This window comes from Pseudactinotalea suaedae (genome assembly GCF_009733815.1).
Classification (GTDB): domain Bacteria; phylum Actinomycetota; class Actinomycetes; order Actinomycetales; family Beutenbergiaceae; genus Pseudactinotalea; species Pseudactinotalea suaedae.
The window spans coordinates 135,340-161,611 of record NZ_WNXY01000004.1 but is presented as its reverse complement, the minus strand read 5'-3'; the positions used below and the strand labels follow the sequence as shown (position 1 = coordinate 161,611).

Annotated in this window: 23 protein-coding genes, 1 tRNA gene and 1 pseudogene; 13 read left to right on the top strand and 12 right to left on the bottom strand. The window is 72.0% G+C overall.

Going from position 1 to position 26,272, the window contains the following annotated elements; translation table 11 throughout:
- Nucleotides 1–42: 42 nt before the first annotated feature.
- The 7 genes from GPA04_RS08555 to GPA04_RS08525 all read left to right on the top strand — a co-directional run bounded on the left by GPA04_RS08555 (nucleotide 43) and on the right by GPA04_RS08525 (nucleotide 7,730).
- Nucleotides 43–2,253: a DNA polymerase III subunit gamma and tau gene (locus tag GPA04_RS08555; RefSeq protein WP_156223666.1), complete on the top strand. Its 2,211-nt coding sequence runs from the start codon at nucleotides 43–45 to the stop codon at nucleotides 2,251–2,253.
- Nucleotides 2,253–2,852 carry a recombination mediator RecR gene (gene recR / locus GPA04_RS08550; RefSeq protein WP_156223665.1) on the top strand — a complete coding sequence of 200 codons (600 nt, stop codon included), beginning with the start codon at nucleotides 2,253–2,255 and terminating at the stop codon, nucleotides 2,850–2,852. The genes GPA04_RS08555 and recR overlap by 1 nt, the downstream gene beginning before the upstream one ends.
- A complete protein-coding gene (locus tag GPA04_RS08545; protein ID WP_156223664.1) occupies nucleotides 2,845–3,435 on the top strand; it encodes a DUF5063 domain-containing protein in 591 nt (196 codons plus the stop codon). Before recR ends, GPA04_RS08545 begins: the two co-directional genes overlap by 8 nt.
- A gap of 233 nt (nucleotides 3,436–3,668) precedes the next feature.
- The gene (locus tag GPA04_RS08540; RefSeq protein WP_156223663.1) at nucleotides 3,669–4,472 is read left to right on the top strand and encodes a prolipoprotein diacylglyceryl transferase; all 804 of its coding nucleotides are present in this window, start codon (nucleotides 3,669–3,671) and stop codon (nucleotides 4,470–4,472) included.
- A gap of 13 nt (nucleotides 4,473–4,485) precedes the next feature.
- On the top strand, nucleotides 4,486–5,304 hold the full coding sequence (locus tag GPA04_RS08535) for a TSUP family transporter (RefSeq protein ID WP_436277909.1): 819 nt from the start codon (nucleotides 4,486–4,488) through the stop codon (nucleotides 5,302–5,304).
- Nucleotides 5,305–5,406: 102 nt separating this feature from the next.
- On the top strand, nucleotides 5,407–6,678 hold the full coding sequence (locus GPA04_RS08530) for an aspartate kinase (protein WP_156223662.1): 1,272 nt from the start codon (nucleotides 5,407–5,409) through the stop codon (nucleotides 6,676–6,678).
- A gap of 11 nt (nucleotides 6,679–6,689) precedes the next feature.
- Nucleotides 6,690–7,730 carry an aspartate-semialdehyde dehydrogenase gene (locus GPA04_RS08525; protein WP_156223661.1) on the top strand — a complete coding sequence of 347 codons (1,041 nt, stop codon included), beginning with the start codon at nucleotides 6,690–6,692 and terminating at the stop codon, nucleotides 7,728–7,730.
- Between the two features lie 261 nt (nucleotides 7,731–7,991).
- Here the strand turns inward: GPA04_RS08525 and GPA04_RS08520 are convergent, their stop codons facing one another.
- The 4 genes from GPA04_RS08520 to GPA04_RS08505 are packed head-to-tail and all read right to left on the bottom strand — an operon-like array spanning nucleotide 7,992 to nucleotide 13,883.
- Nucleotides 7,992–9,737, bottom strand: coding sequence for an ABC transporter ATP-binding protein (locus tag GPA04_RS08520; protein ID WP_156223660.1), 1,746 nt, complete (start codon nucleotides 9,735–9,737; stop codon nucleotides 7,992–7,994).
- The gene (locus GPA04_RS08515; RefSeq protein WP_162458557.1) at nucleotides 9,734–11,437 is read right to left on the bottom strand and encodes an ABC transporter transmembrane domain-containing protein; all 1,704 of its coding nucleotides are present in this window, start codon (nucleotides 11,435–11,437) and stop codon (nucleotides 9,734–9,736) included. The genes GPA04_RS08520 and GPA04_RS08515 overlap by 4 nt, the downstream gene beginning before the upstream one ends.
- Nucleotides 11,438–11,460: 23 nt before the next feature.
- A complete protein-coding gene (locus GPA04_RS08510) occupies nucleotides 11,461–13,272 on the bottom strand; it encodes a prolyl oligopeptidase family serine peptidase (RefSeq protein WP_156223658.1) in 1,812 nt (603 codons plus the stop codon).
- Nucleotides 13,269–13,883 carry a copper resistance CopC family protein gene (locus GPA04_RS08505; protein WP_156223657.1) on the bottom strand — a complete coding sequence of 205 codons (615 nt, stop codon included), beginning with the start codon at nucleotides 13,881–13,883 and terminating at the stop codon, nucleotides 13,269–13,271. The genes GPA04_RS08510 and GPA04_RS08505 overlap by 4 nt, the downstream gene beginning before the upstream one ends.
- A 104-nt stretch (nucleotides 13,884–13,987) precedes the next feature.
- On the opposite strand from GPA04_RS08505, the gene GPA04_RS08500 reads away from it, so the two are divergent.
- The 3 genes from GPA04_RS08500 to GPA04_RS08490 are packed head-to-tail and all read left to right on the top strand — an operon-like array spanning nucleotide 13,988 to nucleotide 17,537.
- Nucleotides 13,988–15,505 carry an MmgE/PrpD family protein gene (locus GPA04_RS08500; protein ID WP_156223656.1) on the top strand — a complete coding sequence of 506 codons (1,518 nt, stop codon included), beginning with the start codon at nucleotides 13,988–13,990 and terminating at the stop codon, nucleotides 15,503–15,505.
- Nucleotides 15,505–16,425, top strand: a complete 921-nt coding sequence (gene prpB / locus GPA04_RS08495) for a methylisocitrate lyase (RefSeq protein WP_156223655.1) — start codon at nucleotides 15,505–15,507, stop codon at nucleotides 16,423–16,425. Before GPA04_RS08500 ends, prpB begins: the two co-directional genes overlap by 1 nt.
- Nucleotides 16,422–17,537 carry a bifunctional 2-methylcitrate synthase/citrate synthase gene (locus GPA04_RS08490; protein WP_156223654.1) on the top strand — a complete coding sequence of 372 codons (1,116 nt, stop codon included), beginning with the start codon at nucleotides 16,422–16,424 and terminating at the stop codon, nucleotides 17,535–17,537. Before prpB ends, GPA04_RS08490 begins: the two co-directional genes overlap by 4 nt.
- A 4-nt stretch (nucleotides 17,538–17,541) precedes the next feature.
- On the opposite strand, the gene GPA04_RS08485 is transcribed toward GPA04_RS08490, so the two are convergent.
- The 6 genes and pseudogenes from GPA04_RS08485 to GPA04_RS08460 all read right to left on the bottom strand — a co-directional run bounded on the left by GPA04_RS08485 (nucleotide 17,542) and on the right by GPA04_RS08460 (nucleotide 23,272).
- Entirely contained in the window at nucleotides 17,542–18,276 is a 735-nt protein-coding gene (locus GPA04_RS08485) for a VOC family protein (RefSeq protein ID WP_156223653.1), read from the bottom strand.
- Nucleotides 18,277–18,314: 38 nt separating this feature from the next.
- Complete coding sequence (locus tag GPA04_RS08480; protein WP_156223900.1) at nucleotides 18,315–18,767, bottom strand: GNAT family N-acetyltransferase; 453 nt, start codon at nucleotides 18,765–18,767, stop codon at nucleotides 18,315–18,317.
- Between the two features lie 150 nt (nucleotides 18,768–18,917).
- Nucleotides 18,918–19,301: pseudogene (locus GPA04_RS21430) on the bottom strand (NUDIX hydrolase); the annotation flags it as partial.
- 282 nt (nucleotides 19,302–19,583) lie between these two features.
- Nucleotides 19,584–19,657: transfer RNA gene (locus GPA04_RS08470), tRNA-Pro, on the bottom strand.
- 187 nt (nucleotides 19,658–19,844) lie between these two features.
- Nucleotides 19,845–20,660 carry a metallophosphoesterase gene (locus GPA04_RS08465; RefSeq protein WP_366464508.1) on the bottom strand — a complete coding sequence of 272 codons (816 nt, stop codon included), beginning with the start codon at nucleotides 20,658–20,660 and terminating at the stop codon, nucleotides 19,845–19,847.
- A 143-nt stretch (nucleotides 20,661–20,803) separates the two neighbouring features.
- Nucleotides 20,804–23,272, bottom strand: a complete 2,469-nt coding sequence (locus GPA04_RS08460; RefSeq protein WP_156223651.1) for a penicillin-binding protein — start codon at nucleotides 23,270–23,272, stop codon at nucleotides 20,804–20,806.
- 187 nt (nucleotides 23,273–23,459) lie between these two features.
- Between GPA04_RS08460 and GPA04_RS08455 the strand changes: the two genes are divergently transcribed.
- Genes GPA04_RS08455 through GPA04_RS08450 form a run of 3 tightly spaced genes read left to right on the top strand, consistent with a single transcriptional unit; the run spans nucleotide 23,460 to nucleotide 24,468 of the window.
- Nucleotides 23,460–23,804, top strand: coding sequence for a WhiB family transcriptional regulator (locus GPA04_RS08455; protein WP_156223650.1), 345 nt, complete (start codon nucleotides 23,460–23,462; stop codon nucleotides 23,802–23,804).
- 39 nt (nucleotides 23,805–23,843) lie between these two features.
- Entirely contained in the window at nucleotides 23,844–23,999 is a 156-nt protein-coding gene (sp36, locus tag GPA04_RS21100; RefSeq protein WP_170299350.1) for a Sp36 family protein, read from the top strand.
- Nucleotide 24,000: 1 nt separating this feature from the next.
- Nucleotides 24,001–24,468 carry a RidA family protein gene (locus tag GPA04_RS08450; protein WP_156223649.1) on the top strand — a complete coding sequence of 156 codons (468 nt, stop codon included), beginning with the start codon at nucleotides 24,001–24,003 and terminating at the stop codon, nucleotides 24,466–24,468.
- Nucleotides 24,469–24,501: 33 nt separating this feature from the next.
- Here GPA04_RS08450 and GPA04_RS08445 read toward each other — a convergent pair whose 3' ends face one another.
- Nucleotides 24,502–25,179 carry a Crp/Fnr family transcriptional regulator gene (locus tag GPA04_RS08445; protein ID WP_156223648.1) on the bottom strand — a complete coding sequence of 226 codons (678 nt, stop codon included), beginning with the start codon at nucleotides 25,177–25,179 and terminating at the stop codon, nucleotides 24,502–24,504.
- 96 nt (nucleotides 25,180–25,275) lie between these two features.
- Nucleotides 25,276–26,190 (bottom strand): alpha/beta fold hydrolase, encoded by a 915-nt coding sequence (locus tag GPA04_RS08440; protein WP_241680678.1) that lies wholly within the window; start codon nucleotides 26,188–26,190, stop codon nucleotides 25,276–25,278.
- Nucleotides 26,191–26,272: the final 82 nt, after the last annotated feature.

Below are 26,272 nucleotides of genomic sequence, written 5' to 3'. Positions count from 1 at the left end.
ACCGGGCTGACCGGTGTCGGTGTCCCCGCCTAGAGTGGCCGGGTGAGCACCGCGTTGTACCGCCGCTACCGGCCGGACTCCTTCGCCGACGTCATCGGCCAGGAGCACGTCACCGACCCCCTGATGGCGGCGCTGCGCGGCGGCCGCGTCACCCACGCCTACCTGTTCTCCGGCCCGCGAGGGTGCGGCAAGACCACCTCCGCACGCATCTTCGCCCGCTGTCTCAACTGCGCCAACGGGCCCACCGACACCCCCTGCGGCACGTGCGACTCGTGCGTCGACCTCGCCCGCGGTGGCACCGGCTCGCTCGATGTCGTCGAGCTCGACGCCGCCTCCCACGGTGGTGTCGACGACGCCCGCGAGCTGCGCGAGCGCGCCGCGTTCGCGCCCGCGCGCGACCGCTACAAGATCTTCATCATCGACGAGGCCCACATGGTCACCACGCAGGGTTTCAACGCCCTGCTCAAGCTCGTCGAGGAGCCGCCCGAGCACGTCAAGTTCGTGTTCGCGACCACCGAGCCCGAGAAGGTCATCGGCACGATCCGGTCGCGCACGCACCACTACCCGTTCCGGCTCGTTCCGCCAGAGCAGCTGCTCGACTACCTCGGCAAGATCGCCGACGAGGAAGGCGTCCAGGTCGCCGCCGGGGTGCTGCCGCTCGTGGTGCGCGCCGGGGGTGGGTCGGTCCGCGACTCGCTCTCGGTCCTCGACCAGCTGATCGCCGGGGCCTCGGACGAGGGCGTCACCTACGAGCGTGCCGTCGCGCTGCTCGGCTTCACGCACGCCACCCTCCTCGACGACGCCGCCGAGGCGCTCGCCGCACGCGACGGTGCCAGCCTGTTCCGAGTCGTCGACCGCGTGATCTCCACAGGGCACGCGCCGCGCCGGTTCGTCGAGGACCTGCTGGAGCGGCTGCGCGACCTCATCGTGGTGCTGGCCGCGGGGGAGCAGGCCGGATCCGTGCTGCGCACCGTGCCCGCCGACCAGCTCGAGCGGATGCGCACGCAGGCCCAGCACCTCGGGCTCGCGAACGCATCCCGCGCCGCCGACCTCACCAACCTCGCACTCACCGAGATGGTCGGCGCCACCTCGCCCCGGCTGCAGCTCGAGCTGCTCTGCGCCCGGCTGCTGCTGCCGGCTGCCGATGACGGGGTCGACGGCGTCAACGCTCGCCTCGAGCGGTTGGAGGCCGGCGGGGCCGGCCTGGCGACCGGCCGGCCGATCGCCGTCGTCGCCCCGCCCGTCCAGACCGCCCAGCCCGTCGCCGCCACACCCGAGCCTGCGCGAGCAGCGGTCGCGGACGTCCCGCCTGCCGCTTCCGCGGAAGCGGCCGAGAGCGCACCGAGCGCTTCCGCGGAAGCGCCCCAGCCGATCGCCACCGCTCCCGCGGAAGCACTTCCCGCGCCCGAGCAACCGGTGCGGCCGTCCCGCCCCGCTCCGGCCGAGCAGCAGCCGGAGCCGCAGCCCGCCCCGGTACAGCAGGTCGAGCCCGTCGCCACCCCCACGGCAGGGGCGACCGACGGCCTCACCACCGAGCAGGTGCGGCACCGCTGGCCCGAGGTGCTGAGCACACTGGCGCAGGTGCGCCGCATCACGTGGGCACTCGCACAGAACGCGCAGGTCGTCGATCTCAGCGGCGGCGTGCTCAAGATCGGGTTCCCCAGCTCCGGCCTCGTCTCGACCTTCCGCAACGGCCCGCACACCGAGCCGCTGCAGCGCGCGCTCACGGAGACGCTCGGCCTGGAGGCCCGGATCGAGGCCGTGGTGGAGGGGGAGGGGCCGGTCGCGACCGCCGCTGCGGCACCGCCGGTCGACCGGGCCGCCGAAGCCGCAGCCGACTGGGCCCGACCGGCCCGCCAGCCCGAGCCCGCACCGAGCCAGCCGGCCCCGCAGCCCCGCGCGCAGGAGCCCGCCCCGCAGCGCGCCCGCGACAACGGCGCCACGTCGGCGCCGCAGCCACAGGCCTCCGGGCCGGACCGCCGGCCGCCGTGGGAGGACGACCCCGGGCAGCCGCCCGCCGAGGAACCTCCGCCGGCCGAACCGCCGTCCGAGCCCGCGCCGCCCGTCCGGTCCGCGCGCGAGCGCATCCAGGCGGCCCAGGCCGCAGCAGCCCCCGCGCCCAACGCCGTCGTCGACGAGCCCGATGCCTCCGACCCCAACCTCGAGGACTCGGGACTGGTCGGGGCGCCGCTCGTCACGCGGATGCTGGGCGGAACCGTGATCGACGAGTACTTCGATGAGGATCGCCGCTGATGTTCGATGGTGCACTGCAGGACCTGGTCGAAGAGCTCGGCCGGCTGCCCGGCGTCGGGCCCAAGAGCGCGCAACGGATCGCGTTCTACATCCTCGCCTCCGACCCCGCCGACGTCAGCCGCCTCGCCACCGCGCTGCGTGTGGTCAAGGAGAAGGTCCGCTTCTGCGAGATCTGCGGCAACATCTCCGAGGAGACCCAGTGCCGGATCTGCCGCGACACCCGTCGCAACGGCGCCGTGCTCTGCGTCGTCGAGGAGGCCAAGGATGTCGTCGCGATCGAACGCACCCGCGAGTTCCGCGGCCGCTACCACGTGCTCGGCGGCGCCATCAACCCGATCGAGGGCGTCGGCCCCGACAACCTGCGCATCCGTGAGCTGATGACCCGGCTCGCCGATGGCGAGGTCACCGAGGTCATCATCGCCACCGACCCCAACGTCGAGGGCGAGGCCACCGCCACCTACCTCATCCGGATGCTGCGTCCGCTCGGGCTCACCGTCTCCCGGCTTGCCTCCGGCCTGCCCGTCGGCGGCGACCTCGAGTACGCCGACGAGGTGACCCTCGGCCGGGCGTTCGAAGGAAGGAGAACCGTCGATGTCTAGTGCTGACTCACCCGAGCTCGACGCCGACCTCACGCTGCTCGGCGCCACCACCGCGGCGACCGCCGAGCGCTACCTCAGCACCGTGCGCGAGGTCGCGGCCGGATCCTCACCCGACGCCGCGATCCCGCTGCTGCTGCTCGCCGTCTCCGATTTGAGCGCCGCCGGGGCCCGGCTCGGTGCGATCGTCGACGTCGTCCCCTCCGAGCGTTTCGAGCCCGACGACGGCCCAGATCGCGATCACGAGCCGTTGCGCACCTCGCTGGCGAACGTCCTCGACGGGATCGACGAGTACCGCGAGGTCGCCGACCCGCTGGTCTCCGCCGAGGTCACCACCGGCTCCCTGTCCAACGACCTCGCCGACATCGCGCAGGCGTTGAGCGTCGGGCTGCAGCACCACCGCGCCGGGCACGCGTCCGAGGCGCTGTGGTGGTGGCAGTTCTCCTACCTCTCGGCCTGGGGCGAGCGCGCCGCCAGCGCCACCCGTGCGCTGCTGACGCTGATCGCCCACCTGCGCCTCGACGTCGACGACGAGACCGCCGCCGACGCCGAGTTCGACGCCCTCTACGGGGACACCAGCAGCTAGGTCGCCGGCTTCCGGTCGCCGGAGCCCGCGCGGTGCACGGCACGCCGACGCCACGGGTGCGCAGGCGCCCTGGTGACGCTGCGGAGATCCCGTGAAACCGCGGCGTGTCGCGGCTGCTGTGTGCGGGCTCACCGCGGCCGGGCGCGGTGGAACATGACGGGCCGACCTACCGTTGAGGGCCATGGACAGCGGCGTCCTCCAGCCCCGCCACGACCTGAGCCGATGCCGCACCCATGACGCAGACCGAGACCACCACCCGCCCCGAGACCGAGACGACCGACGACGTCGAACCGGTCAAGCGCGGCCGCATCGAGCTCTCGCTCGTCCAGCTCTTCGCCGGCGCCCTCGCGGCGATGACCGCGGCGGTGATCGGCAGCCGCCTCGGCGTCTCGGGCACCGTGGTCGGCGCCGCGATCGGAAGCATCGTCGCCGGCATCACCGGCTCGCTGTACTCGGCCTCGCTCCAGCGCGGCCGGCAGGTGATCGCCAAGGCGCCGCTCGCCGTCAAGGCCGCCCCGACCCTGGTGATGCGTACCCGCCCGACGGCGTCGCGCACCACCGTGGGCGCCGTCCCTCCCGGTGTGCCCACCCAGGCGGCCCTGGCCGGTGAGGTCGAGGCGGAACCACGGCCCCGCCGTCGAGCATGGACCAGGGTGCTCATCAGCGCAGCCGCGGTGTTCCTGCTCGCCGGGCTAGGCATCACGGCGTTCGAGCTCGCGACCGGGCAGTCGCTGTCCGGCCGGGAGGGGACCACGATCTCCGAGGTCGGCAGCGGCGGCGCCGCCCCCGCCCCGCATCCAGCGGACGAGCTGCCCGCCGAGGTGCCCACCACGGACGAGACCCCGACCGAGGAACCCAGCGAGTCGCCGTCGGACCCGGCTGAGACCCCGAGCGAGACCCCGTCGGAGGAGCCGACCGAGCCGCCGTCCGAGACGCCCACCGAGGCGCCATCCGAGGAGCCGAGCGAGGCCCCCACCGAGGACCCGAGCGCGCCACCGACCGACGAGCCGAGCGAGTCGCCCACGGCGACGTGGTAGACCAAGCGCTGTGCTGCTCGCTGCCGGATCCTTCGCGCTGCCAGGCTTCGGCGACGTCGAGGTCACGCTCACCCTGGTGCTGCTGCTCGTCCTCGCGGGCCTGGCAGCGGGGTGGATCGACGCCGTGGTCGGCGGCGGTGGGCTGATCCAGCTGCCCGCCCTGCTGGTGCTGTTCCCCGAGATGAGCGCGGTCCAGGCGCTGGCGACCAACAAGGTCGGCTCGATCATGGGCACGTCGACGAGCTCGATCACCTACTACCGGCGCATCCATCCGGACATGAGAACGGCCGCGCCGATGGCGCTCGCGGCCCTCGCGGCATCGATCGGCGGCGCCGCCCTCGCCTCCTACATCCCGGAGTCGGCGCTGCGGCCGATCATCATCGTGGTGCTGGTGGGCGTCTTCGTCTACACCCTCGCCAGGCCCTCGCTGGGGGCGACCACCGAGCTGCGCTGGGAGGGCAACCGCCACTACGGAGCGGCGGCCGGGATCGGGTTGCTGATCGGCCTCTACGACGGGCTGCTCGGCCCGGGCACGGGGTCCTTCCTCGTGATGGCGCTGGTGGGCGTGATCGGGTACGCGTTCCTGCCCGCCTCCGCGCTGGCCAAGATCGTGAACCTGGCCACGAACTTCGGTGCGCTGCTGTTCTTCGTGCCCGCCGGTCACGTGGTGTGGGGTGTGGGTCTGATGGTCGGCGCCGCGAACCTCGTCGGTGCCTACATCGGGGCGCGGATGGCCGTGGCCAAGGGCAACCGGTTCGTCCGGGTGGCCTTCGTGGTCGTGGTGGCTGCCCTCATCCTGCGGCTCGGGTGGGACGTGATCGCGGGCTCGTGAGCTCGCCCGGGGCGGTCCGCGATACGGACGGTGCGTTGTCCATCAGGTGGGCGGATCTACACTCGATCGTCCCTGTCTGTCTTGACCTGCGAGAAAAGTCCCGTGTCCCTCATCGTGCAGAAGTTCGGCGGCTCGAGCGTCGCCGACGCCGAGAGCATCCGCCGCGTGGCCCGCAGGATCGTCGAGACCAAGGCGGCCGGCCACGGCGTCGTCGTCGTCGTCTCCGCCATGGGTGACACGACCGACGACCTGCTCGACCTCGCCGGCCAGATCACCGACACACCGCCGCAGCGCGAGCTCGACATCCTGCTCACGGCCGGCGAGCGGATCTCGATGGCGCTGCTGGCGATCGCGATCAACGCCCTCGGCGTGCAGGCGCGCGCCTTCACGGGGCAGCAGGCCGGCGTCATCACCGACACCGCGCACGGCAACGCCCGCATCATCGACGTCACCCCGAGCCGGATCCAGTCCACGCTCTCCGACGGCGCGGTGGCGATCGTCGCGGGGTTCCAGGGCGTCACCTCGGACACCAACGACGTCACGACGCTGGGCCGCGGCGGCTCCGACACCACCGCGGTGGCGCTCGCGGCGGCGCTGAAGGCCGACGTCTGCGAGATCTACTCCGACGTCGACGGCGTGTTCACCGCCGACCCCCGCATCGTCCCGGCTGCCCGCAAGATCAGCCGGATCACCACCGAGGAGACCCTCGAGCTCGCGGCGCACGGTGCCAAGATCCTGCACCTGCGCGCAGTCGAGTACGCGCGGCGCTACCGGGTCCCGATCCACGTCCGCTCGTCGTTCACCTCGAACGAGGGCACCCTCGTCACCGACGAGCCAGCAGAGGATGGCTTCATGGAACACCCGCTGATCTCCGGCGTCGCCCACGACCGCTCGCAGGGCAAGATCACGATCACCGGCGTCCCGGACGTCCCGGGCACGGCGGCACGGATCTTCGAGGCGGTTGCGGCGGCAGGCTGCAACATCGACATGATCGTGCAGAACGTCTCGGCCGCGCAGACCGGGCTGACCGACATCTCCTTCACGCTCCCGCTGGAGCAGGCGAACGCCGCCAAGGCCGCGCTCGCGGCCCTCAACGGCGCGCTGCAGGGTGCCGAGATCGTCTACGACGACACCGTGGGCAAGCTGTCGCTGGTCGGCGCCGGGATGCGCTCGCACCCGGGCGTCTCCGCGCGCCTGTTCGGCGCGCTGCGCGACGCCGGCATCAACATCGAGATGATCTCGACGTCGGAGATACGGATCTCGGTCATCTTGCGTCTGGAAGACCTCGACGAGGCCGTGCGACGCATCCACTCGGCCTTCGGGCTGGACGCCGCCGAGGTCGAGGCGGTCGTCTACGGCGGCACCGGACGATAGGGGAGGGAACCATGTCGGTGACTGTCGCCGTCGTCGGTGCGACCGGACAGGTCGGCGCCGTGATGCGCCGCCTGCTGGCGGAGCGGGACTTCCCGCTCGAGCAGGTGCGGTTCTTCGCCTCGGCCCGCTCGGCGGGCACGACGCTGCCCTGGAAGGGCGGCGAGATCGTCGTCGAGGACACGGCGACGGCGGACCTGACCGGGATCGACATCGCGCTGTTCTCCGCGGGCGGCGCGACCTCGAAGGAGCACGCGCCACGCTTCGTGGCCGCGGGTGCGACGGTCGTCGACAACTCCTCCGCCTGGCGCATGGATCCCGACGTCCCGCTGGTGGTCAGCGAGGTCAACCCGGGCGCGATCGCCGACGCCCGCAAGGGCATCATCGCCAACCCGAACTGCACCACGATGGCCGCGATGCCGGTCCTCAAGGCGCTCCACGACGAGGCCGGGCTCGAACGGATCATCGTCTCGACCTACCAGGCGGTCTCCGGATCCGGGGTGGCCGGGGTGGAGGAGCTCGCCGGCCAGGTGCGCGCCGCCGTCGAGCAGGACCTCGAGGCGCTCGCGCAGGACGGCGGGGCGGTCACCTTCCCCGAGCCCGTCAAGTACGTCGCGCCGATCGCGTTCAACGTGGTGCCGCTCGCGGGGAACCTCCTCGACGACGGCTCCGGCGAGACCGACGAGGACCGCAAGCTCCGCAACGAGTCGCGCAAGATCCTCGACCTGCCCGAGCTGCGGGTCTCCGGCACGTGTGTGCGGGTGCCGGTGTTCTCCGGCCACAGCCTGTCGATCAACGCGGAGTTCGCTCGGTCGATCTCGCCCGGGCGTGCCCGCGAGGTGCTCGCCGCGGCGGAGGGTGTGGAGCTCTCCGACGTGCCGACGCCGCTGCAGGCCGCCGGGGCCGACCCGAGCTTCGTCGGCCGGATCCGCACCGACCCGGGCGTGCCCGACGGCCGCGGCCTCGCGCTGTTCGTCTCCAACGACAACCTCCGCAAGGGCGCCGCGCTCAACACGATCCAGATCGCCGAGCTCCTGGTCGCAGCTCGCGCCTGACGCCGACCACGGTCGCGCCCGCGGTGGCGCCACGGTTGCGCCCTCACCCCGGTCGCGGCACGCATCACACCCCCCCGCTGATTCGAGGTAATCCGGGACCACGAGAAGGCGCTGGTTTACCTCGAACCGGCTGCGGCGGGGACGCGTTCGAGGTATTCAGCGGCCACGCGGTGGTCCTCGATTACCTCGAACCGGCTGCTGGGGAGAGCGCCGAAAGTGCGGTGAAATCGGGGCCCGGTCGAAAGTGCGGTGAAAGCGGGGTCAGGGGCGGTGGCGCTGCCAGGCCGACCAGAGGCCGGCGTAGGTGCCGCCGGCGGCGACCAGCTCCTCGTGGGTGCCCCGCTCGACCACCCGGCCCTCGGACATCACGACCACCCTGTCGGCGCTGACCGCCTGGTCGAGGCGGTGCGCGATCACGAGAGCAGGTCGACCGGCGATGACGGCGTCGGCGGCGCGGTCGAGCATCGCGCCGTGGGCGGAGCCGGCTTCGGCGGTCGCCTCGTCGAGCAGCACCAGCGCCGGATCGGCGAGGTGCGCCCGGGCCAACGCCACCAGCTGCGCCTGCGCGACCGTGAGGGTGTGCGCGTGCGGCCCGACCTCGGTGTCCAGGCCCGCGGGCAACGCCGCGATGACATCCGAGCCGCCGACCGCGGCCAGCGCCGCGCGGACCGCGTCGTCGTCGGCCCCGGGGAGCGCCAGCGTGATGTTGTCGCGCACCGTTCCGGCGAAGACGTGCACCTCCTGGCTGATGAGCACGGTGCGGGCGTGGGCGTCGTCGCTGACCTCGACCCTGCCTGACCACGGGGCGTGCACGCCGGCCACGAGCGCAGCGAGCGTCGACTTCCCGGCGCCCGAGGTCCCCACCACCGCCACCCGCTCACCGGGCGCCACCTGCAGGTCCACCTCGTGCAGCACCGGGTCGGAGCCGTAGCCGAAGCGGACGCCCGCGGCCGCGACCGGTGTCGATCCGCCAGGCCGGCGCTGGTCGTCGTCCCCGGTCTCCATCTGGGTCACGCCGACGATCCGGGCCAGCGACGCGAGCGCCGACTGCAGCTCGTCGATGAGCAGCAGCAGCCCCATCATCGGCCCGAACAGCTGCAGGAACAGCAGCATCGCCGTGGTGGCGCCACCGATCGTCAGCTCGTCGCGGCCCACGAGCACGAACGCGACCACGAGGATCGTCGACATGCCCACGAGCTCGGCCGTGTTGAGCCGGGCGAAGAACGTGTTGAGGACCGCGCGCGCCCGCAGCGACAGCCGCACCACCTCCCAGGACGCGACGCCGATCCGCGTCGCGTGCAGCGCGCCGAGCCCGAACGCCTGCACGGTCGGGAGCCCGCGCAGCGCCGCGAGCACGTGGTGGGCGCGCACGCCCAGGGCCGCGCGCTCGGCGGCGTAGAGCGGCGGCGCCTTCCGCAGGTAGGAGCGCAGCGCGAGCACCTGCAGCGGCACCACCGTGACCACCACGAGCGCGAACCAGGGCTGCAGCACCGTCAGCGCGATCGCCGTGAGCACGAGCGTGAAACCCGAGGCGGCCACGGTCGGGATCGCGTTCGGCAGCCCCATCGCGACCTGGGCCACGTCGTCGCTCGCGCGCGAGGTGAGGTCGCCGGTACCCACCCGTTCGACGACCCGGCGCGGCAGCTGCAACGACCGGCGCACGAGCCGCTCCCGCAGCTCAGCGAGCAGGTTCTCCACCAGCGCGGCCGCCCCGATGGCACCGGCGCCGGTGGCGACCGCCTGCACGAGTGCACCGGCAGCCATCCACCCGCCCAGCCGCCACACGTCCGCCTCGGTGCTCGACGGCGACGTCGCGAGGTCGACGATGCGCCCCAGCGCCGTGGGCAGCACCAGACCGGCGGCCGCCGCGACCACGAACGCCAGCCCGACGAGCACCACGAGCCAGGTCCGACGGCGGAGCAGCGCCGCGCAGGTCCGCCAGACCTCGCGCGTGGTCGCCACCGGGATGGTGGCGGGCGCCTCGGGCGACTCGGCGTGCCCGCTCATCTCGCGACCTCGTCGGTCTCGCCCGCGGCGATCACGCGGTCGCACACGGCGAGCAGTGCGGGGGATGTGGTCAGCAGGATCGTCGTGCGGCCCGAGCGCAGCCGCGGCATCCGCTCGGCGATCACCGCCTCGGTCACCGAGTCGACGGCGGTGGTGGGCTCGTGCAGGACGAGCACCGGCGCGTCCATCACGAGCGCCCGCGCCAGGGCGACGCGCTGCCGCTGCCCGCCGGAGAGCCGCAGGCCGCCCTCGCCGACCACCGTGTCCAGACCCTCGGGAAGCACCCGCAGCACGTCGTCGCACGCGGCCGCGTGCAGCGCGCGCTCGAGCAGCTCGGGCTGGTGCCCGGGCAGCGCCAGGTTCTCGGCCACGGTGCCGTCGAACAGCGACGCCTCGTGCGGGGCGACGAGCATGCGTGCCCGAGCAGCCTCGGGTGCCTCCGGCATCACGGCGACGTCACCGACCAGGACCTGGGCGCCGTCGTCGAGCGCCCGACGTGCCGCGAGCGTGTCGGCGAGCACCACCGCCCGCGAGCCGTCGACGGCGATGCCCACGAGCTCGCCCGGCTCGACCTCCAGGTCGAGCAGATCGCCGTCGCCCAGGTCGACCCCCGTGATGCGGACGGGCAGCGCGCCCGGCGTCGCCGTCGGGGAGGAGGTGCGGCCGGTGGTCTCGTCGTCGGTGAGCACCGCGAGCAGGCGCGCCGCGCTGGCCTGCGCCGCGGACCAGATCGGGGCGACGTTCCGCGCGAACCCCGTGATCGGGATCAGCAGCAGCTGGGTGAGCCCGACGACCGTGATCAGCCCGCCGATCGTGATCTCCCCGCGCACCGCGAGCACACCGCCGGCGACGGCCACCCCCACCATGAACAGCCCGGTGATGGCGCCCAGCCCGGTCGTCAGACCGGCCTCGTGGGCGCGGGCCCTCATCGTGGCCCGCAGCGCCTGCTGCGAGGTCTCCTGGTACCGGCCGGCCGCGACGTCCTGCGCCTGGATGCCCGCGAGCACGCGGTGCCCGGCCAGCATGTCCGCGGCCGCCCCCGAGGCATCGGCCACCGCGGCGGCCTCCGCCTCCGCGCGGCGCCGCAGCGGCCGGCCCAGCAGGTCCAGCAGCACGAGCAGCAGCGGCGCCCCGACGAGCACCGCGACGCCCAGCGGCACCGACTGCAGCAGCAGCAGCGTCCCGCCGACCACGATCGCCGCCGCCTCCCCGACCGGGTAGACCATGAGCATGGTCGCGCTGGTGAGCTGCCGGACGTCGTTGGTCGCCAGCGACAGCGCGCTGCCGGGCAACCGGTCGGCACGCGCCCGCGGGTGCAGCAGCCGGTCGGTGACCCGGGTGCGCATCTGATGCTGCATCGTGTCGGCGCCGAGCTGGCCGTACCAGGCGCCGAACCGCACCACGTGCGCGAGCAGCATGAAGTTCACGGCCAGCAGCCCGAGCCACACCAGCAGGCCGCGCACGTCGCTGTCCACGACCGCGGTGTCGATCGCGCGGCCCATGATCACCGGCACCAGCGCCTCGCACACCTGGTGCACCACCGCGGACCCGGCAGCAGGCAGCGAGAACCGCCTGGTGCGCCACATCGCCCGCAGCACGAGGGTGCGCGGCGATCCCGCGGGCAGCGGGTCGGGCAGCGTGATGGGCGTCGCGGAGATCTCCCCGCGGCGCAGGCTGATGACGGCTCGGTCGCGGCTCACGCGCGCTGTTCCCCTCGCGCGTCTCAGGAGACGTGCCGACGCACGAAGTCCAGCTCGAGGCGCATCTGGGTGACACGCTCGTCGTCGACCTGGCTCGCGTGACCGGCGTCGTAGATGTGGGTCTCCACCGTTCCCCCGCATCGCCGCCGTGCTTCTACGTAGTTGAGGATCTGCCGGTACGGGCAGCGGGGGTCGTTCTCGCCGGCACTGATCAGCACGGGCGCCCTGACGGCGTCCACGTACGTCAGCGGCGAGGACTCGCGATAGCGCTCGGGAACCTCCTCCGGCGAGCCGCCGAACAGTGCCCGGTCGAACTCCTGCAGCGATCCCATCTCGTCCTCGTAGGCGGCTACGTAGTCGGCGACCGGCACCGCCGCCACACCCGCGGCCCACCGGTCCGGCTGCGTGCCCAGCCCGAGCAGCGTCAGGTAGCCGCCCCACGAGCGGCCCACCAGCACCGAGCGGTCGGCGTCGAGCGTGCCCTCGGCGATCAGCTGGTCGTGCACGGCGGCGACGTCGGCCAGCTCGGTGAAGCCCACCTTCGCCTCCAGCGCGTCCCGCCAGTCGACCCCGTACCCGGTGGAACCGCGGTAGTTGACCTCGAGCACCGCCCAGCCCTGGTCCACCCAGGCGGCCGCCGCGGGGGAGAAGGAGTCGGAGTCGTGCAGCGTGGGGCCGCCGTGGACCTTGACGATCACGGGGTAGGGAGCGGTGCCCGCGGTCGGCACCCGCAGCAGCGCGTGGATCCGACCGCCCGGGCCGTCGACCCAGACGTCGCGCACCCCGACCGAGGACGGCGACCCCGCACCCGGTGCCGTGAGCAGCTCGCGGCCGCTGCGGGCCGACAGCACCGCCGGCGGGCGGGCCGCCGAGCTGTGCAGCACCCACGCGTCACCATCGGGGCGTGCGACGGCGTCCTCCGCGGTCCCCTCCATCGGCCCCACCCCCAGCACCGAGCCGGAGAACAGGTCGACCCGGTACAGCCGGGTCCGGGCGTGATGATCGACCGAGACCAGCAGGTGCCGGCCGTCCGGGTACCAGGACGCGTCGCCGATCTCGCCGTCGACGCCGAGATCGACCGGCCGCTGGATCAGCTTCGCCACGTCCCAGATCAGCAGCTTCGGGGTGTTGCCGCGCTCGTGCCGGACCAGCAACCGCTGGTCACCGGCAGCCGGCGCGAAGCCGAGCGCCCACAGGCCCCGGTCACCGCCGTCGTCGAGCTCGGCGACCGGCCAGCCGTCACGCCGGTACACACGGATCGAGGGGTGCCGGGAGTCGCCGTGCTCGCTGTGCTCGACGGCGACGAGCTGCCCGTCGTGGCTCATCGCCCTGGCCGCCGCCCAGTTGCGGTGCGCGTAGATCAGCGTGGGCCCGTCGGTGCCGTGCGCGGACCGGCCCACCGGGACGACGTGGATCTGGGTCCCGTAGCGGGCGTCGCCCCGCCCGATCACGGCGGTCCCGTCGCGTCCGATCAGCAGGCCGCGCGGGTAGGCGGCCGGCAGGTCGATCGGTGTCTCGACGCGTCGGCCCGGCGTGGATCCGAACGGCTGCCGCCGCCAGGTGCCGAACTCGTCGCCGTCGTTGTCGTCGAACCACCACACCCAGTTGCCGCCGGGGTCGATCTGGGCGAGGTTCGTGCCCTGGGTGCGGTCCGTCGCCGCGAGCACCCGGCCGGTGGAGGGCGTCCACGAGTGCGCCTGCAGCGCACCTTCGTCGGTCATGACCACGACAGCGCGGTCCGGGTTGTCCGCCGCCCACTGCGGCAGCCTGACGCGCCCCGCGCGGAACCGCTGCTCCCACGGGGGAGGCGGCCAGTCGCGCGCGGCCGAGCTCATCGGGCGCGCCTGCGGCGGACCACGAGCACGACGACCACCACGAGCGCGAGCACCGCCAGACCGATGGCGATCGGGGCGGCAGCGCCCAGCCCGCTCGCGGTGTCGTCCTCCTCGGCGTCGACGCTCGAGGGCGCCACCGAGGTCTCGGTGGTCGCGGCGTCCGTGGTCTCGGTCGTGGGCTCCTGCGACGCCTCGGTGGTCTCGGTCGCCTCGACGGTCTGGGGCACCTGCAGCTCGTAGCTGAACTCGCCGGAGATCGGGTGGCCGTCCAGCGAGACCACGCGCCACGTCACCGTGTACGCGCCCGGCGCCCCGACCCCGATCGGCTGCGTGACGATCGGGCCGTCGACCACCATCTCGCCGTCGGTCACCGAGGTGCCCTCGGAGTCGACCACGACGATCTCGTTGCCGATGTTCTGGATGTCCTCGTTGAACTCCAGCACGATCTCGGTGGGGATCTCCGAGGTGGAGCTGCCGTCCGAGGGGGTGGAGGAGACCAGCGCGCTGTGCGCCTGAGCCGTGCCGGCCACGACCAGACAGAGCACCGCCGTCGTGAGCATCACGACGAGGAAGGTGAGGGACGCCGTCGAGAATCTGCGTGAGAGCACCACGGTCACAGGCTACGGCCGCCGGGGGTGTCGGTGAACCACGGGGAACGGTGACCCGGAGACCGCTCGGCCGCTCTACGGTGGGGTGAGAGAGCGTTAGGAGAACCGTGCCCCTCACCCATCAGCTGCGTGTGCATCGCAGCGAGGACAACCTCGAGCAGACCGACCAGCTCGCGTGGAAGCTCGCCGAGCTGGCGACCGATCCCGTCGCGGTGGACGACGACGTCGTGGACATGGTCGTCAACCGTGTCATCGACAACGCGGCGGTGGCAGCGGCCTCGTTGCTGCGTGCGCCCGTGGTGGCCGCGCGTGCGCAGGCGCTCACCCATCCGTACTCACCGGGCGCGACGGTGTTCGGACGCAGCTCCGACCTGCGCGTCAGCCCCGAGTGGGCGGCCTGGGCGAACGGCGTGGCCGTGCGCGAGCTCGACTTCCACGACACCTTCCTCGCGGCGGACTACTCCCACCCGGGCGACAACATCCCGCCGATCCTGGCCGTCGCGCAGCACCGTGCGTGCAGCGGCGCCGATCTGGTGCGCGGCATCGTGACCGGCTACGAGATCCAGGTCGACCTCGTGAAGGCGATCAGCCTGCACAAGCACAAGATCGACCACGTGGCCCACCTCGGCCCCAGCGCCGCCGCCGGCATCGGGACGATGCTGGGGCTGCCCACGCAGGTGATCTTCACCGCCATCGGGCAGGCGCTGCACACCACCACGGCCACCCGGCAGTCCCGCAAGGGCCGGATCTCCACGTGGAAGGCCTACGCCCCGGCGTTCGCCGGCAAGGTCGCCATCGAGGCGGTCGACCGGGCGATGCGCGGGCAGACCTCGCCCGAGCCGATCTACGAGGGCGAGGACGGCGTCATCGCGTGGATGCTCGACGGCCCGGACGCGAGCTACGAGGTCGTGCTCCCTGCGCCCGGCGAGCCCAAGCGCGCGATCCTGGAGACCTACACCAAGGAGCACTCGGCCGAGTACCAGAGCCAGGCGCTGATCGACCTTGCCCGGCGGCTGCACCGCACGCGGCCCGAGCTCGCCGACCCGGATCGCATCGAGTCCGTCGTCATCCATACCAGCCACCACACCCACTACGTGATCGGCTCCGGCGCCAACGACCCGCAGAAGTACGACCCGAGCGCCACCCGCGAGACGCTCGACCACTCGATCCCCTACATCGTCGCGGTGGCGCTGCAGGACGGCACGTGGCACCACGAGCGCTCCTACGCGCCCGAGCGGGCGCAACGACCGGACACGGTCGCGCTGTGGCGCAAGATCACCACGGCCGAGGACCCGGAGTGGACGCGTCGGTACCACTCCAGCGACCCGGCCGAGAAGGCGTTCGGCGGCCGCATCGAGATCAACACCACCGACGGCCGCACGATCGTCGAGGAGATCGCGATGGCCGATGCGCACCCGCTCGGGGCCCGTCCGTTCGCCCGGGCGCAGTACGTGGAGAAGTTCCGCACGCTCGCCGAGGGGGTGCTGGAGCCGGCGGAGATCGACCGCTTCCTGCAGGTCGCGCAGCGGCTGCCCGAGCTGGAGTCGCACGAGCTCGCGCAGCTGACGATCACGGCACGGCCCGGGCTGCTGGGCACGGTGCGGTCGCCGGGCGGACTGTTCTGATGCTGCACGCCGGGATGAGCGCGAGCCAGAAGCGCCGGCAGCTGCGGGAGCGGCTCGCCTCCGGTGAGCTGCTGCGCCTCCCGGGCGCGATCAACCCGCTCTCGGCGCAGCTGATCGAGGACAAGGGCTTCGAGGGTGTCTACATCTCCGGGGCGGTGCTCGCCGCGGACCTCGGGCTGCCGGACATCGGGCTGACCACGCTCACCGAGGTCGCCGGCCGCGCCGGGCAGATCGCGAGGGTCACCAACCTGCCGGCGATCGTGGACGCCGACACCGGCTTCGGCGAGCCGATGAACGTCGCCCGGACCGTGCAGGTCCTCGAGGACGCCGGGCTCGCCGGCTGCCACATCGAGGACCAGGTCAACCCCAAGCGCTGCGGGCACCTCGACGGCAAGGCCGTCGTCGACGTCGGCACCGCCGAGCAGCGCATCAGGGCGGCGGTCAACGCCCGGCGCGACCCCGACTTCCTCGTGATGGCACGCACCGACGTGAGAGCGCTCGAGGGGGTGAGGGCCGCCGTCGAGCGCGCGAAGCGACTCGTCGACGCCGGGGCCGACGCGATCTTCCCCGAGGCGATGGCCGACCTGGGCGAGTTCGAGCAGGTCGCGAACGCCGTCGACGTGCCCGTGCTCGCGAACATGACCGAGTTCGGCAAGTCCGAGCTGTTCACGACGGCGCAGCTCGCCTCCGCGGGCGTGCGTGTCGTCATCTACCCGGTCACCCTGCTGCGGCTGGCGATGGGGGAGGTGGAGCGCGGGCTCGAGGAGATCCGCGACGCCGGCACCCAGGCCGGGCTGGTGCCGCGGATGCAGACCCGGGCGCGGCTGTACGAGGTCATCGACTACGCGGGCTACAACACGTTCGACTCGGAGATCTTCACCTACTCGGCGCCGGAGCCGGGAGAAGGAGGCACAGCATGAGCGAGGACATCAAGAAGGGGCTGGCGGGCGTCGTCGTCGACGTGACGGCGATCAGCAAGGTCGACCCCGAGACCAACTCCCTGCTGTACCGGGGCTATCCCGTGCAGGATCTCGCGGCGCAGCGCTCGTTCGAGGAGGTGGCCTACCTGCTGTGGCACGGCGAGCTCCCGACGGCGGAGCAGCTGGCCGAGCAGAACGCCGCCGAGCGGGCGCAGCGAGCGTTGCCGGACCTCGTGGTCGACGCGATCAGCGCGCTGCCCACCACCTGTCACCCGATGGACGTCTGCCGCACCGCGGTGTCGGTGATCGGCGCCAACGACCCGCAGGCCGAGGACGCGTCGGTGGAGGCGAACCTCGCCAAGTCGCTGCGGCTGTTCGCCATGCTGCCCGCGGTGGTCGCCTACGACCAGCGTCGCCGTCGTGGCCAGGAGCTCGTGCCGCCGCGCGAGGACCTGGGGTACGCGGAGAACTTCCTGTGGATGACGTTCGGGGAGGACGCGGCAGCGGAGGTCGTCAAGGCGTTCGAGGTCTCGATGGTGCTGTACGCCGAGCACTCGTTCAACGCCTCCACGTTCACCGCCCGGGTGATCACCTCCACGCTGGCGGACCTGTACTCGGCGGTCACCGGTGCGATCGGGGCGCTGAAGGGGCCGCTGCACGGCGGCGCGAACGAGGCCGTGATGCACACCTTCGACGAGATCGGCTCCGCCGACGCGGCGCACGCGTGGCTGGAGGACGCGCTCGCGACCAAGAAGAAGATCATGGGCTTCGGGCACCGCGTGTACAAGAACGGCGACTCGCGGGTGCCGACGATGAAGGCGGTCCTCGACGACCTCGTGGCCCACTACCAGCGCCCCGACCTCGGCGAGATGTACACGGCGCTAGAGTCGGCGATGGGCGAGGCGAAGAACATCAAGCCGAATCTCGACTACCCGGCCGGTCCCGCGTACCACCTGATGGGTTTCGACACCCCGACCTTCACGCCGCTGTTCGTCGCCTCACGGGTGACGGGCTGGACCGCGCACGTGATCGAGCAGTTGGCCTCCAACGCGTTGATCCGCCCGCTCAGCGAGTACGTGGGGCCGGAGCGGCGCGAGGTGCCGCCGCGCTGACGCCTCAGGGCCGCGGATGCCCGGTCCCGGGGTCGCGGTCGGTGAGGCAGTAGATGTGGCCCTCGGGCGCGCGCATGATCGTCCAGGCCTGGTGCTCGGCAACCTGCTCGGCACCGAGCTCGCGGTGACGCGCCACCTCAGCGGGGCGGTCGGCCACGGCGATATCGGCGTGGGCGGAGACCGTGGGACGGTCCTCGTCGAGACGCTGCAGCAGGAACCGCAGCCCGCCGGCGGGGTCGGGGTCGACCAGCCGGACGAACGGGTCGCTGCGGCCGGTGGTGATGTCCCGCCCGGTGAGCTGGTGCCAGAACGCGACCTCGGTCTCCCACTGGCTCGGCGGGATGTCGAGGCACACCTGATCGAGGATCGGCTCACCGGTGCGAGCCAGGTGTGGCTCCGGCTCGGCAAGCGTGAGGCACAGCAGCAGGCCGCCGGGTGAGCGCAGCACCGGCACGTCGTGGTAGTGCCACGCCCGGGTCGCGCCGAGGCCGAGTGCACGCTGCAGCAGCGCATCCCGATCATGGGAGGCGACGTCGAGGTGCACTCGAGGGCCGCCGTCGATCGCCTGCATCCGCACGCAGGAGGTGCCGCCGCCGGGAAGCAGGGTGAGGAACTGGCCGTCCTCGCCCCGTGCCGGTGACGGCGTGAGACCGGTCGCGGCAGCCCAGAACTCGACCGAGCGCTGCCACCCGGCGCGGGGGACGTCGAGGAAGACGTCGTACCAGACAGGAGTGGTCACGAGCTCAGTGTGCCTGTCGGCCGTCTCGATCTCGAGGGTCAGAGCTCGCGGATGTAGCAGAGCATCCGGTAGTCCTCACCGGGCTCGATGTTGACGAAGCCGTGCCGCTCGTAGAAGCGGCGGGTGTCGGTGTCGATCTCGTCGACGTTGATGTGGATCTCACCGACGCCCTGGCTCGTGAAGCGCTCGACGGCGGTCGTGAGCAGTGCGGTCCCGATGCCTTGGTCCCTCAGGTCGGGGCGGACGTAGAGCTCCTCCAGCTGGGCGAGCGGACCGTCGTAGTACGGGGTGGGGCGCAGGGTGAAGTAGGCGAAACCGGTCGCCTCTTCAGCCTGCTCCGAGAGCAGCACGACGACGTTCGGGCCTTCGAGCAGCCGGGCGAACCTGGTCGCGAACTCGGCGGCGCTCGGGGTGGGGGTCTCGAACTCGACGTTGAAGTCGTGCAGGAGGGCTCCGACGGTGCCGGCGTCCGCGGGGGTCGCCTGCCTCACGGCGGTCCCGTCCCGGCGGGCTGCAGGGGCCAGGGCTGGGCTCGACGCGGCGCGGGTGAACCGGGGGCCGGCGCCGGGGTTGGCACGGTACTCGGCGAGCGCCGCCAGCCGCTCCAGCGTGTAGTGCCCGGTGTTCTCGGGCAGGCCATCGACCGCGAACCAGCCGACGGCGAGCGACTCGTCGTCGGCCGCGTGCGGCTCGCCGCCGGTGGCGTGGCACACGAACAGCAGGTCCAGGTACTGCGCGTGGTCCCCGTTCGGGTAGGTCATCGGGTCCTGGACGAGGATCGCGGCAAGGCTGTCGACGACGGCGTCCACCCCCGTCTCCTCCTTGATCTCCCGCACCATCGCCACGGCAGGCTGCTCACCGGGCTCGAGGATCCCGGAGATCAGCGCCCACAGGCCGCTGTCGACACGCTGCCCCATGAGGACCCGGCCCTCGTCGTCGAGCACCACCGCCGTGACTCCTGCGAGCCACAGCAGGTCGGTCCCGACCTTCGTCCGGAGAGACTCGATGAACGGAGGGATCGGCATGTCGTCATGCTGTCACGGCCGCACGGGTGGGTGCGCACGGGCCGGCTGTGCGGAAGACGCTGGGGGCTGACGGGAGCCGAGGCGTCGACCGGCAGCTGCGCACCCCTGCCAGATGACAAGACCCGCCTCGGCTTCACCGGGCGGGTCTGTCGATCTGTCGGGGTGACAGGAGCCGTCGTCGCACCCAGCTCGTTCCTCGCTGAACGCTCCTCCTCCCGGCATCCTGTCGCCGCCGACACATGAGAAAACCGCCTCGGCTTCGCCGGGCGGTTTCTCAGTGTGTCGGGGTGACAGGATTTGAACCTGCGGCCTCTTCGTCCCGAACGAAGCGCGCTACCAAGCTGCGCCACACCCCGGAGCAGCCTGGCAAGGATAGCCGCAAGTTGGCCCCACTCTGAAACCGGGGTGTGACACGCGCCACGCGCTGCCCAGAACGGCAGTTTCCACCGACTACGGCAGGCGCACCTGCCGCACTCGGTGGAAACTGCCGCACTCGGTGCTGCTGCGGGCGCGGTGGCCGCGGGTGGCGGATCGTCGGGGCCATCAGCGGGCCGTCAGCGTCAGCAGGGTGGCCTCGGGGCGGCAGAAGAAGCGCACCGGGGTGTAGGGGTTGGTGCCCAGGCCCGCGCTGACGTGCAGCCACATCGAGCTCGGGTCCTCGTCCGGCCGGGCGCCTGGCCAGCCGTGCAGGCCCTTGGCCCTGCCGGTGTCGAGGTCGCAGTTCGTGGTCAGCGCCCCCACGAGCGGCAGGCACAGCTGGCCGCCGTGGGTGTGGCCCGCGAGGGCCATGTCGCAGCCGTCGGCGCGGAAGCCGTCGAGGACCCGCCGGTACGGTGCGTGCGCCACCCCGAGGTGGGCGACGGCGGAGCTCGGCTTGTCGCCGTCGCTCGCCGCCGGGATCCGGTCGAGGTTCATGTGCGCGTCCGCGGTCCCGACGAAGCTCAGCTGCTGGCCGGCCACGTCGAGCACGGCACGCTTGTTGGCCAGGTCCGTCCAGCCGCGAGCGGCGAGCGCCGCCTGCAGCTCCCGGCCCGGCAGGTTCGGCTTGCCCCGGTGCGAGCCCTCGCTGCGAGCATCCGGCAACAGGTACCGCGCAGGGTTGCGAGGCTCCGGCCCGAAGTAGTCGTTCGATCCGAGCGTGAACACACCCGGCACGTCGAGCAACGGCCCCAGCGCCCGCAGCAGCACCGGCAGCGAGGCCGGGTGCGACAGGTTGTCGCCGGTGTTGACCACCAGGTCGGGCCGCGTCTCCGCCAGTTGCCTCACCCAGGCCACCTTGCGGTGCTGACCGGGCATCAGGTGCAGGTCGGAGATGTGCAGCACCCGGATCTCCCGAGCGCTCGGCGCGAGCACCGGCACCCGGATCTCACGCAGCGTGAACGCCTGGGCCTCCAGCAGCGCCCAGGTCAGCCCAGCGGCGCCCGTCAGGGCGAGCGCACCGACACCGTTCGCCCAGGCACGCGCGCTCAGGGGACTCTCACGATCGTGGTCATGGCGCCGGCTCAGTCGTCGTCGTCTCGGCCACCGCCACCGCCACCGCCACCGCCGCCGCCGCCGCCGCCGCCGCCGGGTCCGTCGCCGCCACCGTTGTCAGGCGGCTCCGGCGTGGGGTCGGGCTCCGGCGGGGCGCCGGAGCTGGTGACCAGCGTGATCACCGTTCCTTGCGTCTGCAGCGAACCGGCACCGGGCTGGCTGCGGATCACCGAACCTTCCGGCACCGAGTCGCTCTCTTCCTCGCTGCCGGTCCTGGCCTGGAAACCAGCACCCTCGAGCGTGGCCGTGGCCTGCTCGACGCTCATGCCACCCACGTTGGGGACCCACTTGCGCTCGCCGTAGAGCAGCTTGTCGCTGGGGTCCGGGAAGCTCTGCGGCGACAGCCCGAGGGTGTCGATCGCCTGGCTCATGTAGTTCTGCCAGATGGGAGCGGCGAACGCACCGCCGTAGACCAGACGGTAGTACCGCCCGTTGATCGTGATGTTCATCATCGCGTCGAGGCGGTCCGAGAAGCCGTTCCACACCGCCGTCGTCACCTGCGGCGTGTAGCCGATGAACCAGGCCGCGGAGTCGTCGTTCGCGGTACCGGTCTTGCCGGCGATCTCGTAGCCCGAGATACGCGCCTCACGGCCCGTGGCACCGCGGTCGCTGCTCGCCGTGACCTGGTGGAGCGCGTAGGTGACGGTCGAGGCGATCTCCGGCGTCAGGGCCTGGCTGCACTCGGAGGCCGGCACCGCGACGGGGTTGCCGTCGGAGTCGATGATCGAGTCGATCGCGATCGGGGAGCAGTAGGTGCCGTTGGACGCGAAGGTCGCGAACGCCGCCGCCATCGTCAGCGGGGCGATGTTGTTCGACCCGAGCACCATCGACGGCGAGGGGTACAGCGCGAGCTCGGAGTCGGGGTGGATCCCGGAGCCCACGTGCAGCCCCAGGCGCTGCGTCAGGTCGTAGAGGTCGCACATGTTGAGCTGGTTCGCCATGTCGACGAACGCGGTGTTGACCGACCGGATGGTCGCGTCGATCACGCGCATCCGCCCGGTACCGATGCCCTCGATGTTCTTGGGGTCGTACTTGCTGGCGAAGGACTGGCACCCGTCGTAGTTCCAGGACGAGACCGGGAAGCTCTGTCCCTGGGCGCCGTTGATCGTGTCGTAGAGCGAGTGACCGGCCTCGAGCCATGCCGCCAGCACGAACGCCTTGAACGTCGAGCCGGTCTGGAAGCCGATCGAGCCGCCGTAGCTGGCGTCGGCGTTGAAGTTGACCTTGGTGGTGCGGGCCGGGTCGCCCTCCTCGCCGCCCTCGCCGTACGGGGTGTTCTGGACCATGGCCAGGATGCGCCCGGTCCCGGGCTCTACGGTCGAGATGGCGTTGGAGATGCCGGACTCGTCGTCGACGGGCACTGCAGCGGTCAACGAGGCGTAGCCCTGGTCCTGCAGCGTGGGGTTGAGCGTGGTGGTGATGTCCAGGCCGCCGCGCAGCAGCATCTGACGGCGCGCCTCGGGGGTCTCGCCGAACTCCGGGCTGGTCAGGATCGTCTTGACGACGTAGTCGCAGAAGTACGCAGAGATCTCCGCGGTGGCGCACGTGGGCGGGATCGGCTGGACGGCGAGCATCTCCTCGATCGGCACCGCCGAGAACGCGTCGAAGTCCTCCTGCGTGATGAAGCCCTGGTCCTCCATGAGGCCCAGGACCGTGTTGCGTCGGTTGAGGGCGTTCTCGGGGTTGACGATCGGGTTGTAGCTGCCGGGGGACTGCGTGATCCCGGCGAGCAGCGCCGCCTCGCCGATGTTGAGGTCGATCGCGCTCTTGGAGAAGAAGTACCGGGCAGCGGCCTCGATGCCGTACTGCGACGGGCCGAACTGCGCGATGTTGAGGTACCCGGTGAGGATCTCGTCCTTGGTGTAGGTCTGCTCGAGGGCGATCGCGAGCTTGGCCTCGCGGAGCTTGCGGCCGATCGTCGCTGCGGTGGCCGCCGCGATCGCCTCGGCGTCACCCTCGACCTTGGCCTGCTCGAGCAGCACGTTCTTGACGTACTGCTGCGTGAGGGTCGAGGCACCCTGCAGGTCGCCACCGCTGAGGTTCGAGACCACCGCGCGGAGCATGCCCTCGGGGTCGATCGCGCCGTGCTCGTAGAACCGCTTGTCCTCGGTGGCGATCACGGCCTGCTGCACGTAGGGCGAGATCTCCTCGAGCGGGACCACGATGCGGTCCTCGGCGTAGAACGTCGCCATCAGGCTGCCGTCGCTGTAGCGGATCACGCTGCGCTCGGACAGCGTCATGTCGCCGATGTCGGTGTCCAGCTCGTCGAACATGTCCACGCCGGCCTGCGAGGTGGCGCCGACCGCGGCCACCATCGGCATCACGAACCCGGCCGAGAGGACGCCGGCGAGACCCGCGACCAGCAGGAACGCGAGGAACATGGAGACGAGTTGCGCGACGTTGACGGAGCGCCCGGACGCGCGTGAGGGCGAAGCCATGCTTCGGATCATACGTAACGCGCCCGAAGGTGCCACGTGAGGGCCGCAACCCTGCGCCGTTTCTCCCCATCCACGTGACCCCTTCCAGAACTGACCTTTGCGTAACAGTGGTGCTTCGGTCTAGGTTCGGATCAAGCGGTCACCGTGTACCAGCGAAGGCGCTGGACCCAATCTCGGGGAGGTCGATATGACGACGACATACGAAGAGAGCTGGACGGCCAAGGCTGCCTGCGCTGGGCGTTCACCCGACGAGCTGTTCGTGCAGGGTGCGGCTCAGCGCCAGGCCCGCGAGGTCTGCTTCGCCTGCCCAGTCCGGCTGGAGTGCCTGGTCGATGCCTTGGACAACCGGATCCAGTTCGGTGTCTGGGGTGGCATGACCGAGCGTGAGCGGCGAGCCCTGCTGCGCCGGGCGCCGTCGGTCGACTCCTGGCGGGCCACGCTCGCCGACCTCGACCGCGACCACATCACCGAGCTGATCACGCAGCGCTGGCCGGTCCCGAAGGCCGCCCGCCACGAGCACTCCTCCAACTGAGAGGTGCCGCCCGCTGCGGGGCGGCTCTAGGATCGCCGTATGACCGCATGGGAGTACGCGACGATCCCGCTGATGATCCACAACACCAAGGCGATCCTGGACACCTGGGGCGCCGACGGGTGGGAGCTGGTGCAGGTGGTGCCCGGCCCGGACGGGCAGGGCCTCGTGGCCTACCTCAAGCGCGAGAAGGCCTGAGGTGAGCGCTTCCGAGCGCCTGGCCGATCTGGGGATCGTCCTTCCCGACGTCGTCCCACCGGTCGCGTCCTACGTGCCCGCCGTGCGTACCGGGAACCTCGTGATGACCTCCGGCCAGCTCCCGATGGCCGACGGCGTGCTCGCCTCGACCGGCAAGGTGGGCGAGGCCCAAGGGCTGGTGCCGCCCGCGGACGCCGCCGGGCTGGCGCGCCTGTGCGCGCTCAACGCCGTGGCTGCCGCCGCCTCGCTGGTCGGTGGCGTCGACCACCTGACGCGCGTGGTCAAGGTCGTCGGCTTCGTCGCCTCCGACCCGTCCTTCACCGGCCAGCCGGCCGTGATCAACGGCGCCTCCACCATGCTGCAGGAGATCTTCGGTGACGCGGGCGTCCACGCCCGCTCCGCCGTCGGGGTGGCCGCGCTGCCGCTCGACGCACCCGTCGAGGTCGAGGTCGTCTTCGAGGTCGCCTGACCGCGACCTCACCGGGCGCGCCGGTCCACGGCGTCAGCGCCCGCGGCGACGCAACCGCTCGATGTCCAGGAGCACGACCGAGCGACCGTCGAGCTGGAGCCAGCCGCGGTTGCTGAACTCCGCCAGCGACTTGTTGACCGTCTCCCGGGTGGCGCCCACGAGCTGGGCGAGCTCCTCCTGGGTGAGGTCGTGCGTGACGCGCAGACCGCCGTCGGCCGGCTGGCCGAACCGCTGCCCCAGGTCGAGCAGGGTCTTGGCCACGCGACCGGGCACGTCGGAGAAGATGAGGTCGGCCATCGCCGCGTTGGTGCGGCGCAGCCGCTGCGCGAGCGAGCGCAGCAGGTGCTGGGAGATCTCCGGCCGGGCGTCCAGGACCCGCAGCAGGTCCGCGTGCTGGAGCGAGACGAGCGCCGTCTTCGCCAGCGCCGTGGCGGTCGCGGTGCGTGGGCCCGGGTCGTAGAGCGAGACCTCGCCGAGGATCTCGCCCGGGCCGAGGATCGCGAGCAGGTGCTCGCGGCCGTCGGGTGCGGTGTGACCGAGCTTCACCTTGCCGGCGCCCAGGACGAACAGCTTGTCGCCCGGCGAGCCCTCGTGGAAGATCTCCTCGCCACGGCGGAAGGTGTGCTCCGTCATCCGTTCACGGATCGCCAGGTATCCGGCGTCGTTGAGCTCGGCGAACAGCGGTGAGCTGCGAATGACGGCCTCGTCCATACCGAGCGCCTCCTCATCTTCTGACGGCTTGGGGCAGCTTGTGACGTGGGCCACAGTCTGCCAGGTTCACAGGGTGGTGCGTACGGGCCGCGCCGCTCAGCTCCCGGGAAGCCGCGGCAGCCAGCTCAGCAGCAGGTCGGTCACCGCCTCCGGAGCCTCCTCCGGGAGGAAGTGGCCGGCGCCGTCCACGATCACTCGACTGTAGGGGCCCGCGACCATCTCGCCGTCGCGCCGACACGCGCGCGGAGACATGTTTCCGTCGAGACGGCCGTGCAGCGACAGGACCGGCACGTCGACCGGTTGCTCGACCGCCTCGCGGTAGCGGCGGCCATCGGGGCGCGGGCGGGAGCGGACCAGCCAGCGCAGCTGCTCCATCTGGCTGTGCGCCGCGAACGGCAGCCGAGCGGCCTGCGTGTAGAGCTCGACGTCCGGGCTGGTCCAGCTCGGCGCGGACCAGGTGCGCAGCAACCGGGCCACCAGGTCGCCGCTGGTCATCGACCGCTCGGGGAACCAGGGCAGCTGGAACTGGGCCACCCGGGCGAGCGTCGCCGCGGACAGGGCCCGTGGCGCCAGGTCGTACAGGAAGTGCGGATGGGGCGCCCCGAGCACACCGATCGCGTGCACCGCGGTGGGTGTCAGCGAGGGCATCGCCCACGCGACCTGACCGCCCAGGCCCATGCCGACCACGACCGCGCTGCTCGAGCCCAGGGAGCGGATCACCCCGGCGACGTCAGCGGCCAGCGCCGGGAGGTCGTAGGCGCGCGGCGGCTTGTCCGAGGCGCCGTAGCCGCGCAGGTCCATCGCCGCAGCGCGGTAGCCGGCCTCACCCAGCGCCACCAGCTGGTGCCGCCACGCCCACCAGAACTGCGGGAACCCGTGGAGCAGCACGACGAGCGGGGCATCGGCGTCGTCAGGGCCGGTCACCGCCACGTGGAAGCGGCCGCCGTTGGCAGCGACCATCCGATGCGTCCACGGACCGGCAGGCGTCACGATCGCGGGGTCCACTGTCACGGCCGACCACGCTACCGGCGCACGTCATCCCGCGCGTCATCCGTAGGGAGGAACCCTCACCACCGAAGGTCTGAGGACCCGC